Source organism: Plesiomonas shigelloides (assembly GCF_900087055.1).
Taxonomy (GTDB): Bacteria; Pseudomonadota; Gammaproteobacteria; order Enterobacterales; family CAMTGL01; genus Plesiomonas; species Plesiomonas shigelloides.
In genome coordinates this window covers 2,730,625-2,742,938 of sequence record NZ_LT575468.1, presented here as the reverse complement: position 1 = coordinate 2,742,938, position 12,314 = coordinate 2,730,625, and the positions used below count along the sequence as shown (strand labels likewise).

The following is a 12,314-nucleotide window of genomic DNA, read 5'->3' as shown; positions in this document are numbered from 1 at the left end:
GTTTTCCGGCCACAACGGCCACATCCGTCCTTTCGCGTCCCGTGCGCGCACCGTTCATTCTCCTGTTATGTCCCGCTGTGCTCTTAGGCTGTTATCGAGGCCGATGCCCAGCGCCAGTCGTATTTGAGCTCATTGCCGCTTACTTTCTGATGTCTGACCGCTAGATATCTGAATGTTGGCGTACTGAGTTTTGCTTCGCTTACGTTTAACACCTTGTATTGATTTGCTAATAGTCTGTGCGAATAGACCTACTCAGTCTTCACCGGCTCAGTACGGTACTTGCACCGCATCACGGGCACCGGATTGGTCATCATCTGCCCTGTGAGCAGTTCGTGGTATCAGCGCTAGCGCAGCAATCATTGTGTTGAAGTAATTGACGGGGAAACTGCCCCGAACCGTCCCAGTGTTGGTTAACGTATCATCAGCCACGCTGGATGCCGTCCCACTGTCATGCCATGATCAGGAATACCGCAATGACAGATATTTTGGTTGAACGCCCGGTTGCCACCGGCAGTTATGTTGCCCCACATCAAAATGAGGAAAATACGATGCCTAGCCGTACCGCAGGTAAAGCGCTCCGTACTTATAACGTCGCTCACTGGGGCGGTGGCTATTTTGATGTGAATGAACTAGGTCACATTACGGTGTGTCCGAATCCAGAGCGCCCGGAAGCACGCGTTGATCTGGCCGATTTGGTACGCCAGCTGCAAAGCGAAGGTCAGCAGATGCCGACCCTGTTCTGCTTCCCGCAAATTTTGCAACACCGCCTGCGTTCGATTAACGCGGCGTTCAAACGTGCGCGCAAAGATTTCGGCTATGAAAACAATTACATGCTGGTGTACCCGATTAAAGTTAACCAGCATCGTCGCGTGATTGAATCACTGGTGCATGCCGGTGAGCCGTTGGGGCTGGAAGCCGGCTCGAAAGCCGAATTGATGGCTGTGCTGGGGCATGCCGGTCTGACTCGTAGCCTGATTGTGTGTAATGGCTATAAAGATCGTGAATACGTGCGTACTGCGCTGATTGGCGAAAAGCTGGGTCACAAAGTCTATCTGGTGATTGAGAAGCTGTCGGAAATCCAGTTGGTGTTGGAAGAAGCGCGTAAGCTGAATGTCACCCCACGTCTGGGCGTGCGTGCGCGTCTGGCGTCGCAAGGCTCGGGTAAATGGCAGTCCTCCGGTGGTGAGAAATCCAAGTTTGGTTTATCCGCAGAGCAAGTGCTGACATTGGTCGAGATGTTGCGCAGTGCCGGTAGCCTTGAGAGCTTGCAGTTGCTGCACTTCCACCTCGGCTCTCAGCTCGGCAACATCCGCGATGTGGCTACTGGCGTGCGCGAGAGTGCGCGTTTTTATGTTGAGCTGCATAAGCTGGGCGTTAACATCCAGTGCTTCGATGTCGGCGGTGGTCTGGGCGTGGATTACGAGGGCACCCGTACCCAATCCGATTGCTCGGTCAACTACGGCCTGAACGAATATGCCAGCACCGTGGTGTGGGGCATCGGTGAGGCGTGCCGTCAGAACAATTTGCCGCATCCTTTGATCATCACTGAGTCAGGCCGTGCTACTACCGCGCACCATGCGGTGCTGGTGTCTAACGTGATTGGCATTGAGCGTCATGATCCGAGCGAGCCATTGCCGCCGGCGGCTGATGCGCCGCGCGTGCTGCACAGCATGTGGGAAACGTGGCAGGAGCTGTGCCAGTCGCGCGACAAGCGCTCTTTGCGCGCATGGCTGCACGAAAGCCAGTTTGACCTGTCTGACGTGCACACCCAGTATTCTGTCGGCGTCCTTAATCTGGCGCAGCGTGCCTATGCCGAGCAGCTGCATCTGGCGCTGTGCATCAAGATTAACGAGCTGTTGAGCCCGAATAACCGTGCGCACCGTCCGGTGATTGATGAGCTGCAAGAGCGTTTGGCCGACAAGCTGTACGTCAACTTCTCACTGTTCCAATCGATGCCTGATGCGTGGGGGATTGACCAACTGTTCCCTGTGCTGCCTTTGGAGCACCTGAACGAAGTGCCAACCCGCCGCGCCGTGCTGCTGGATATTACCTGTGACTCCGATGGTGCCATTGATCAATACATCGATGGTGATGGGGTGGAAACTACCATGCCGATGCCAGAGTACGATCCCGAAAATCCTCCGCTGCTGGGCTTTTTCATGGTTGGCGCGTATCAGGAGATCTTGGGCAACATGCACAACCTGTTTGGTGATACCGCCAGCATGGATGTGCAGGTCTTCGATAACGGTGACGTGGAAGTGTACGCCTCCAGCGACGGTGACACTGTGGCTGGCATGCTGGAATACGTGCGTCTGGAGCCGGAAACCTTACTGACCCGTTACCGCGAACAAGTGGCGGCGTCTGGCTTGCCAGAAGAGGAGCAAGCAGCCTACTTGACGGAATTGGAAGCAGGTCTTTACGGTTATACATATTTAGAAGAAATTTAATGCTGGATGGCAGGCTTGCCTGCCATTAGAATCCACGGTTGCCAGCCGCGATGGGATCGTGGCGCACTGTTCTTTTTAAGTTGAGGTATTTATGAGCACCCTGGGTAATAAACCAGATATGTCTCTGGTTTCCAACGCGTTCGGTTTCCTGCGTCTGCCATTGAACTTTATGCCATATGACAGCGATGCCGATTGGGTGATTACTGGTGTTCCATTTGATATGGCAACCTCTGGCCGTGCGGGTGCCCGCCACGGTGCAGGTGCAATGCGTCAAGTTTCCACCAATCTGGCGTGGGAACATAACCGCTTCCCATGGAACTTCGATTTTCGTGACCGTCTGAAAGTGGTTGACTGTGGTGACGTGGTATTCAACTTCGGTGATGCCCGTGACATGAGCGAAACCCTGCAGGCGCACACTGAGAAACTGCTGGCCGCGGGTAAGCGTTGCCTGACTTTCGGTGGTGACCACTTCGTCACTCTGCCACTGCTGCGTGCTCACGCGAAGCATTTCGGTAAAATGGCGCTGATCCACTTCGATGCGCACACTGATACCTATGCTTGGGGTGCAGAGTTCGACCACGGCACTATGTTCTACACAGCGCCGAAAGAAGGTCTGATCGACCCAACTAAATCCGTACAGATCGGTATCCGTACCGAGTATGACCGTGACAACGGTTTCACCGTACTGGATGCGCCACAAGTGAATGATCGCACTGTGGAAGATGTTGTGGCTCAGATCAAATCCATCGTGGGCGATATGCCGGTATACCTGACTTTCGATATCGACTGTCTGGATCCAGCACACGCACCAGGTACTGGTACTCCAGTTATCGGTGGTATCACTTCTGACCGCGCTCTGAAGATTGTTCGTGGCCTGCAAGGTCTGAACATCGTGGGTATGGACGTAGTAGAAGTTTCCCCAGCGTACGACCACGCTGAGATGACTTCTCTGGCTGCTGCTACTCTGGCGCTGGAAATGCTGTACGTTCAAGCGGCGAACAAAGGCGAGTAATCCCGCTTTTGCGAGACTGAAAAAAGCCCCGTCTAGACGGGGCTTTTTGTTTGAGGTGGGGTGTCTTGCGCCACACTGTAGCGCAATAAGCCACTAGCGCTGCGCGGTTAATTTCTCCAGATCGGCTTCAATTTCCGCAATCTTATTGGCCACCACTTTTTCTAGGTGGCGCAAATCGCCCAGAATTTTTTGCTTCAATTCCGCTTCACTCAAGGTGCGGCCTGCGCTGGTTAAACTTGTGCTGCTATTACCGGTGACATGCTCTAATTCATCGAGCAAAAAACGCAGATTCGGATTAATTTCACTGACTGCCTGATAGTGCGCCGGCTGGCCATCGACCGGTAGGGTTTTATGCGGACGTGGATATTTGAATTTGACGCTTTTGGCAAAAAACTCGCCTTTTTCTTTCTGAAAATAGATTTTCAGAATATCGAAGTCAGCTTCCTGCCGCAGGCTGTAACGGTCAATCTCGTGCGGATGGGTAATTCCAAGCTTTTTCAGATTCTCGTACATAAAACGCACCGTTTTGTTTTTTATCAGTCATCCATACCAAACAGCATGCGTCAGTAGCACTTTTTTTGCTGTGATCCTGTTAAGGAAAATGAATGCTGAAAAAAAGTAATCACGATGTTATCAATGCGGCTTCGATGTGGTAGTGAGCGGGTGGGTGACTAGGATGTGGACGGCAAAGAAAGAAAAACCCGGACCAGCCGGGTTTAGAAAAAGATGATGCGAGCGTAGGTGAGGCTTAGTCGATGCTGCGCAGCAGCTCGTTGATGCCCACTTTACTACGGGTTTTGGCGTCGACTTTCTTCACGATCACCGCGCAGTACAGGCTGTACTTGCCACACTTCGAAGGCAGACTGCCAGAAACCACGACCGAGCCGGCTGGAACGCGGCCGTAATGGATTTCACCGGTTTCGCGGTCATAAATGCGGGTGCTCTGGCCGATAAATACGCCCATGGAGATCACCGAGCCTTCTTCCACGATCACGCCTTCCACTACTTCGGAGCGTGCGCCGATAAAGCAGTTATCTTCGATGATGGTCGGATTGGCTTGCAACGGCTCCAGTACGCCACCGATGCCGACGCCGCCGGACAGGTGTACGTTCTTACCGATTTGCGCACATGAGCCGACGGTGGCCCAGGTATCCACCATGGTGCCTTCATCCACAAACGCACCGATGTTGACGTAAGATGGCATCAGCACAGTATTGCGTGCAATGTGCGCGCCTTTACGTACGGTGGCCGAAGGCACCACACGCATGCCTTCTTGCTCGAAGCGTGCCTGATCGTATTCGGCAAATTTCAGTGGTGCCTTGTCAAAATAGCGGGTTTCGGCGCCATCAATGACTTGGTTTTCGTTGATGCGAAACGAGAGCAGAACCGCTTTTTTCAGCCATTGGTGAGTAACCCACTCACCATCAATCTTCTCGGCCACGCGCAGTTTACCGTGATCCAGCAGGTCAATCACCTGAGCGACCGCAGTGCGCAGCTCGGTAGTGGCATTGGCCGGCGTGATCTGGGCGCGATCTTCAAAGGCCTGTTCAATAATGGTCTGCAAATGATTCATGCTTCATCCTGTCTGAGTTGAGTCCGTAAACACATGCTGAAGCTGGCCCTGATATGTCAATCCGTGAGCCAGCGAAATCAATAATCCTGTAGTTGTATCACACTTTTTCGCTCTGGTTGAGCGCGGCGATCAGGCGCTGGCGTAAATCCTCGCAGGTTGCTGCATCCAGCGGCTTACGCTCGTGATCGCTTAAGATAAATAAGTCCTCCACGCGCTCGCCGATGGTGGTTATTTTCGCGCCGCGTAGCGACACGCCGGTATCGGCCAGCACAGCGCCCACTTGGGCGAGTAAGCCGGGGGTATCAAGCGCGACCAATTCCATCAGGGTGCGCTTATTGCCACGCGCCGGTAGGAAACTGATCTCGGTCGGTACGCTGAAGTGGCGCAAGCGCGGCGAAGGGCGGCGCGTACGCTGCTGTGGGCAATCTGGCTCGCTGAGGGCTTTTTCCAGCGCGTGGCGCAGGCTGTCGTGACGATCGGGAGCCAACGGTGAGCCATCCGGCTCCAGCACCACAAAGGTATCGAGGGCATAGCCATCGCGGCTGGTAATGATCTGTGCATCGTGGATGCTAAGATTGCGCCGATCCAGCTCTCCGGCCACGGTGGCAAACAGTCGCGGCTGATCTGGGCAATAGATGAAAATCTCAGTGCCGCCGCGGCTGGCATGGCGGCTGACCAGCACTTGGGTCTGCTCTTGTGGTGCGTGGAGGAGCGCCTTGGCATGCCAGGCTAGCTGGCGCGGCGTATGGCGCAGGAAGTAATCGGCGCGACAGCGTTGCCACAGCGCTTGCAGCGCCGTTTCATCGGTATTTTCCATGCGCAGCAGCGCCAGCGCTTGCTCGCGGTTGTGGCGGATCCGAATGCGTACATCCAGCCCATTCTCTAACCCTTGGCGCAGTTGACGCTCGGTGGCGAAGTAAAGCTCGCGCAGCAGCGTCTGCTTCCAACTGTTCCACAGGGTTTCATTGGTGGCGCAGATATCGGCGACCGTCAGGCACAAGAGGTAGTTCAGGTGCTCTTCATGGCGCACTTCACCGGCAAAGGTGCGCACCACTTCGGGATCATGAATATCTCGGCGCTGGGCGGTGACTGACATCAGCAAATGATGCTCCACTAACCATGCCACCAAACGCGCATCAGCTTCGCCATAGCCATGTAAGCGACAAAATTGGTAGGCATCGTGGCTGCCCAATTGCGAGTGATCGCCGCCGCGCCCTTTGGCGATATCGTGGAATAGGGCGCTGAGTAAAATAAGCTCACGCGAAGGCAAGCGCGGGAAGAGCTCTACACACAAGGGATGTTGCTGGCGCTGCGGCTCATCGGCAAAGCTTTCCAGTTTTAGCAGCACGCGAATGGTGTGCTCATCCACGGTGTAGGCATGGAACAGATCAAACTGCATCTGGCCGACAATTTGGCTCCACTGCGGCAAGTAGGCGGCCAGCACTCCGTGATGGTGCATTGGCAAAAAAGCTCGCGCAATGGCGCCCGGCTGAGCTAGCAGGGCAACAAAGAGTGCACGCGCTGCTGGGTTATCGCACAGGTAGCCTTGTAAGTTGCGCCGCGCAAAGCGCAATTGGCGTAAGGTGGTGGAGTAGATCCCACTGATTTGGCGATTGCGCGCCAGATGCAAAAACAGATCGAGAATGGTTTCTGGATGGGTAATGAAGTGCTGTGGATCGCACACATCAATCCGATTACCGCGCAGCTGGAAGTGCTCATCAAGCGGTTGCGGCTTTTCATTGGCACTGAGCGACAAAATGGCTTCGTCAAACAGTTGCAGCAGCATCTCATTGAGCTCACGCACTCGGTGCAAGGTGCGGTAGAAATCTTTCATCATCCGCTCGACCGGCTGGTTGCGCTCACCTTGGTAGCCGAGCATTTTGGCGACGGTAAACTGGCGATCAAACAGCAGACGGTTATCGTAGCGGGTGAGGCTTAAGTGCAGCGCAAAACGCACCTTCCACAAAAACTCCTGACATTCGAGCAGTTCGTGGTATTCGGCATCGGTGAGAAAACCAAAGCGGGTCATTTCATCTAAGCTGGCCGCGCCGAAGTGACGACGCGCCACCCAACTCAAAGTATGGATATCGCGCAGGCCACCAGGGCTGGTTTTGATGTCCGGCTCTAGGTTGTAGCTGGTGCCATGATAGCGGGCGTGCCGTTCACGCTGCTCTTGCTGCTTGGCGCGGAAAAACTCCGGTGATGGCCAAAAATCATCGGCGAACACATGTTGCTGTAAGCGATCGCACAGCGCCGGATTGCCGCATAACCAGCGCGATTCGAGCAAATTGGTAGCGACCGTGAGATCGTGCAAGCCCTCATCCAGACACTCTTGCAAAGTGCGCACACTGTGGCCGACGGTCAGACGCAAATCCCAGAGCAGGGTGATGAACTGCCCGATGTGCGCTGCCAGCGTTTCGTCGACCGGCAGCGCGGTTAAAATCAGCAGATCGATATCGGAAAGTGGGTGTAATTCCCCCCGGCCATAACCGCCGACGGCGACTAAGGTTAATGCCGGATTCTCTGCCAGACCAAATTGCTGCCACAGGTGGCACAATAGGGTATCGATAAAGGCGGTGCGCTCGGCGACCAAGTTGGCCACCGGACGGCCAGCGGCAAAATCGTCCGCCATACGTTGGCGCTGCTGTTCGAGGAGAAGTTTCAGCGCCGGCAACTGCATACCGGCGTCTTGCCATGCATCGTTCAGAAGGTGGGGCATCAGACGTTCCTTGGCCGCAAAACACGAGATCACAGATGTAAAAAAAAGCCGGAAATCTCCGGCTTTGTAAAGCATAAATTGCCGCGTCGGCAATTTAGTTATGCAGTACGCGTGGCAGGCTTTCGTCGCTGCGCAGAGTCAGGATCTCGCAACCGTCGGCGGTAACCAAAATGGTGTGCTCGTACTGCGCAGACAGGCTGCGGTCTTTGGTTTTGACCGTCCAGCCATCGCCCATCAGGCGTACTTGACGCTTACCGGCGTTGATCATCGGCTCAATGGTAAAGGTCATGCCTTCACGCAGGATCACGCCGCCGTCATCGGCATCGTAGTGCAGCACTTGTGGCTCTTCGTGGAATTCCGCGCCAATCCCGTGGCCGCAATATTCACGCACGATAGAAAAGCCTTCAGCTTCGGCAAATTTTTGGATGGCTTTACCGATTTCGCGCAGGCGCACACCCGGCTTCACCATTTTCAGTGACAGATACAGGCTCTCTTGCGTGATGCGGCACAGGCGCTCACCCAAAATTGTCGGCTTACCGACGATAATCATCTTAGACGTATCGCCGTGATAGCCATCTTTAATGACTGTAATATCGAAGTTAACGATATCGCCGTCTTTCAGCACTTTCTCACCAGGAATGCCGTGGCATACCACTTCATTCACTGAAATACAGGTGGATTTTGGGAAGCCGTGGTAGTTCAGTGGTGCTGGAACTGCTTGCTGCACATTGACGATGTAGTCGTGGCAGATTTTATCCAGTTCACCGGTGGTCACGCCCGCTTTCACGTGCGGTTCGATCATCTCCAGCACTTCCGCCGCCAGACGGCCGGCAACGCGCATTTTTTCGATTTCGTCTGCGGTTTTGATTGTAATAGCCATAAATAATTTTCCGGTATTCGCCGCGCGGGCGGCATCAGAGTCTGGGAGTATGGTAACAGGGCGCTACCCGAGTTGAAAACCAATCTCAACAAAAAGCAATTGAATCTGGAGTCCGCGGCTAAATTATGGTATAAAGCGCGCCGGATTCCGGAATTGTCAGTTTTGACCCGGAACGCCTAAAGAACTCATGTGAAATATCACACACGTATCGACACCGTGCTCCGGGGTGCTCTGTTTTCCCTTTCTGGAGAGATAGAGTCGGTTGCAGGGGATACGTGGAGGCTTAACCCCAATTTATTTTCTGAGGAAAAACTCATGGCAACTGTTTCCATGCGCGACATGCTCAAGGCCGGTGTACACTTCGGTCACCAGACCCGTTACTGGAACCCAAAGATGAAGCCATTCATCTTCGGTGCGCGTAACAAAGTACACATCATTAACCTTGAGAAAACTGTACCAATGTTCAACGAAGCTCTGGCTGAGCTGAGCAAAATCGCTGCCCGTAAAGGCAAGGTTCTGTTTGTTGGTACTAAGCGCGCTGCAAGCGATGCAGTTAAAGAAGCTGCACACGGCTGCGATCAGTTCTATGTAAACCACCGTTGGTTAGGCGGTATGCTGACCAACTGGAAAACCGTTCGTCAATCCATCAAGCGTCTGAAAGATCTGGAAACCCAATCTCAAGACGGTACCTTCGACAAGCTGACCAAGAAAGAAGCGCTGATGCGCACTCGTGAGCTGGAAAAGCTGGAGAAGAGCCTGGGTGGTATCAAAGACATGGGCGGTTTGCCTGATGCTATCTTCGTTATCGATGCTGATCACGAGCACATCGCTATCACTGAAGCGAACAACCTGGGTATCCCAGTATTCTCTATCGTTGATACCAACTCTGATCCAGATGGCGTAGACTTCATCATCCCTGGTAACGACGACGCCATCCGCGCTGTTCAACTGTACCTGTCTGCCGCAGCGACTGCAATTCGCGAAGGCCGTGGCCAGGATCTGGTTGCTCAGGCTGAAGAAGGCTTCGTAGAAGCCGAGTAATAAGGCCCGCTCGAACAGAGCCCTTATTAACCAGATAGTACACGTCAGATACTAGACTGATATGGTTAGCAGGGGCCGATGAGGCCCCTGTTTTTTATGATCTCCCCCGAGATAACCGAGGATAATACGATGGCAGAAATTACCGCTGCTCTGGTAAAAGAACTGCGTGAGCGTACCGCTGCAGGCATGATGGAATGTAAAAAAGCTCTGGTTGAAGCTAACGGCGACATCGAGCTGGCAATCGACAACATGCGTAAAAACGGTCAAGCCAAAGCGGCTAAAAAAGCTGGCCGTGTTGCTGCTGAAGGTGTGATTCTGGTTAAAGTTAGCGCTGACAACAAAGTTGCCGCTATCGTTGAACTGAACTGCGAAACTGACTTCGTTGCTAAAGATGCTGGCTTCAAAGCATTCGGCGAAGAAGTGGTTGAAGCTGCTCTGGCTGAGCGCATCGCTGACATCGCTGCTCTGCAAGCGAAGTTCGAAGAAACCCGTACCAACCTGGTTGCTAAGATCGGCGAAAACATCAACATCCGTCGTGTAACCATCGTTGAAGGCGAGCAAGTAGGTACCTACCTGCACGGTGCTAAGATCGGTGTTGTAGTTGCCGCTACCGGTGCTGACGAAGAACTGATCAAGCACATCGCTATGCACATCGCTGCTAGCAAGCCAGAGTACGTGAAGCCAGAAGACGTTCCAGCTGACGTTGTTGCTCACGAGCGTGAAATCCAGGTTGAAATCGGTATGCAATCTGGCAAGCCACGTGAAATCGTTGAGAAAATGGTTGAAGGCCGCATGAAGAAGTTCACCGGCGAAGTGTCCCTGTACGGTCAGGCCTTCGTAATGGACCCTTCTAAGTCTGTTGGCGATCTGCTGAAAGAGAAAGGTGCAAACGTAGTTAGCTTTGTACGTTTCGAAGTAGGTGAAGGTATCGAGAAAGTTGAAGCTGACTTTGCTGCTGAAGTAGCGGCGATGGCTAAGCATTAATTCTCTCTTTACATGAGAACCCCACTGAACCGCGGATATCTGCGGTTCAGTTTTAATTACCGGCATATAATTGCTAGTAATGCGGCGTAAGCCGCGTCTTTATATCCGTCAGACTATTCATCCACAGCGTGTCAGGAAGGAAAACCATGACCACCAATGCAAAACCGGCATATCAACGTATTCTTTTGAAACTGAGTGGAGAAGCTCTTCAGGGCGCAGAAGGATTTGGTATTGACCCGAGTATCCTCGATCGCATGGCTCAAGAAATTAAAGAGTTGGTCGAGCTCGGCGTTCAGGTTGGTGTCGTTATCGGCGGTGGTAACCTGTTCCGTGGCGCGGGTCTGGCGAAAGCGGGGATGAACCGTGTGGTCGGTGACCATATGGGCATGCTGGCAACCGTGATGAACGGTCTGGCTATGCGTGATGCACTGCACCGCGCGTATGTAAATACCCGTCTGATGTCAGCCATTCCATTGAACGGCGTGTGTGACAACTACAGCTGGGCTGAGGCCATCAGTCTGCTGCGTAACGGCCGAGTAGTGATTTTCGCTGCCGGTACCGGTAACCCGTTCTTCACCACTGACTCTGCCGCTTGCCTGCGCGGTATCGAGATTGAAGCCGATGTGGTGCTGAAAGCCACCAAGGTTGACGGTGTGTTTACCGATGATCCGGCGAAAAACCCGGATGCAGTCCTGTACGAAACCCTGAGCTATCAGGAAGTACTGGAAAAAGAATTGAAAGTGATGGATCTGGCCGCCTTTACCTTGGCGCGTGACCACGGTATGCCAATCCGTGTCTTTAACATGAACAAACCAGGTGCACTGCGCCGAGTGGTAATGGGTGAACGTGAAGGCACAGTAATTTCCTGATATTGCCCACGTTAAGTTTTTGCCTCAAAGGGGCAAAGCGCGGTATCTTACCACCTGTTCACTAGCAGAATTGAAGGGTTACATCGTGATCAACGCAATCAAGCAAGATGCGCAAGTGCGCATGGAAAAATGCGTAGAAGCATTCAATAACCATATTTCCAAAATCCGTACCGGCCGTGCGCATCCTAGCCTGCTGGAAGGGATCACCGTTGAATATTACGGCTCACCAACTCCGCTGCGCCAACTGGCCAACGTGGTTGCGGAAGATGCCCGTACCCTGGCGATCACTGTGTTTGACCGTAGCATCGGTGCCGCAGTAGAAAAAGCCATTCTGACTTCTGATCTGGGCCTGAACCCAAGCTCCGCCGGCGCGACTATTCGTGTTCCGTTGCCACCGCTGACCGAAGAACGTCGTAAAGATCTGATCAAGATCGTGCGTGCTGAAGCTGAGCAAGGTCGTGTGTCGGTACGTAACGTACGCCGTGATGCGAACGACAAGATCAAAGCGCTGCTGAAAGACAAAGAAATCAGCGAAGACGACGAGCGTCGTTCACAGGACGAAATCCAGAAAATCACCGATTTGATGGTGAAAAAAGTGGACGAAGCGCTGGCTGAGAAAGAAAAAGAGCTGATGGAGTTTTAATCTCCTCGCGCAGAAAAGCGTCGCCTTGGCGACGCTTTTGTTTTATGGATGCGTCAGATTTTGGTGTTAAACACTATTAACCTTGCGATATTCGCCGTATCATTTTAACCCGCCGTGTAAGTCATCGACTTTCAAACATACTGCTA

The 12,314-nt window shown here is 53.3% G+C and carries 10 protein-coding genes; 6 read left to right on the top strand and 4 right to left on the bottom strand.

Going from position 1 to position 12,314, the window contains the following annotated elements; genetic code table 11:
- Positions 1 to 548: 548 nt before the first annotated feature.
- Together speA and speB are read left to right on the top strand one after the other, a co-directional pair.
- Positions 549 to 2,447 (top strand): biosynthetic arginine decarboxylase, encoded by a 1,899-nt coding sequence (speA, locus tag NCTC9997_RS12205; RefSeq protein ID WP_082935598.1) that lies wholly within the window; start codon positions 549 to 551, stop codon positions 2,445 to 2,447.
- Between the two features lie 91 nt (positions 2,448 to 2,538).
- Entirely contained in the window at positions 2,539 to 3,459 is a 921-nt protein-coding gene (speB, locus tag NCTC9997_RS12200) for an agmatinase (RefSeq protein WP_010864538.1), read from the top strand.
- A gap of 93 nt (positions 3,460 to 3,552) precedes the next feature.
- Here the strand turns inward: speB and NCTC9997_RS12195 are convergent, their stop codons facing one another.
- The 4 genes from NCTC9997_RS12195 to map form a co-directional block, all read right to left on the bottom strand.
- Positions 3,553 to 3,972, bottom strand: a complete 420-nt coding sequence (locus NCTC9997_RS12195) for a DUF3461 family protein (protein ID WP_039045872.1) — start codon at positions 3,970 to 3,972, stop codon at positions 3,553 to 3,555.
- A 235-nt stretch (positions 3,973 to 4,207) separates the two neighbouring features.
- Positions 4,208 to 5,032 (bottom strand): 2,3,4,5-tetrahydropyridine-2,6-dicarboxylate N-succinyltransferase, encoded by an 825-nt coding sequence (gene dapD, locus NCTC9997_RS12190; protein WP_047708152.1) that lies wholly within the window; start codon positions 5,030 to 5,032, stop codon positions 4,208 to 4,210.
- 97 nt (positions 5,033 to 5,129) lie between these two features.
- Positions 5,130 to 7,751 (bottom strand): bifunctional uridylyltransferase/uridylyl-removing protein GlnD, encoded by a 2,622-nt coding sequence (gene glnD / locus NCTC9997_RS12185; RefSeq protein ID WP_082935558.1) that lies wholly within the window; start codon positions 7,749 to 7,751, stop codon positions 5,130 to 5,132.
- Between the two features lie 94 nt (positions 7,752 to 7,845).
- Positions 7,846 to 8,631 carry a type I methionyl aminopeptidase gene (gene map, locus NCTC9997_RS12180; protein ID WP_010864534.1) on the bottom strand — a complete coding sequence of 262 codons (786 nt, stop codon included), beginning with the start codon at positions 8,629 to 8,631 and terminating at the stop codon, positions 7,846 to 7,848.
- Positions 8,632 to 8,946: 315 nt separating this feature from the next.
- Between map and rpsB the strand changes: the two genes are divergently transcribed.
- The 4 genes from rpsB (at position 8,947) to frr (ending at position 12,168) form a co-directional block, all read left to right on the top strand.
- Positions 8,947 to 9,672, top strand: a complete 726-nt coding sequence (rpsB, locus tag NCTC9997_RS12175; protein ID WP_010864533.1) for a 30S ribosomal protein S2 — start codon at positions 8,947 to 8,949, stop codon at positions 9,670 to 9,672.
- Between the two features lie 129 nt (positions 9,673 to 9,801).
- A complete protein-coding gene (tsf, locus tag NCTC9997_RS12170) occupies positions 9,802 to 10,656 on the top strand; it encodes a translation elongation factor Ts (protein ID WP_010864532.1) in 855 nt (284 codons plus the stop codon).
- A gap of 146 nt (positions 10,657 to 10,802) precedes the next feature.
- A complete protein-coding gene (pyrH, locus tag NCTC9997_RS12165; protein ID WP_010864531.1) occupies positions 10,803 to 11,525 on the top strand; it encodes a UMP kinase in 723 nt (240 codons plus the stop codon).
- Between the two features lie 85 nt (positions 11,526 to 11,610).
- Positions 11,611 to 12,168: a ribosome recycling factor gene (gene frr, locus NCTC9997_RS12160; RefSeq protein WP_010864530.1), complete on the top strand. Its 558-nt coding sequence runs from the start codon at positions 11,611 to 11,613 to the stop codon at positions 12,166 to 12,168.
- Positions 12,169 to 12,314: the final 146 nt, after the last annotated feature.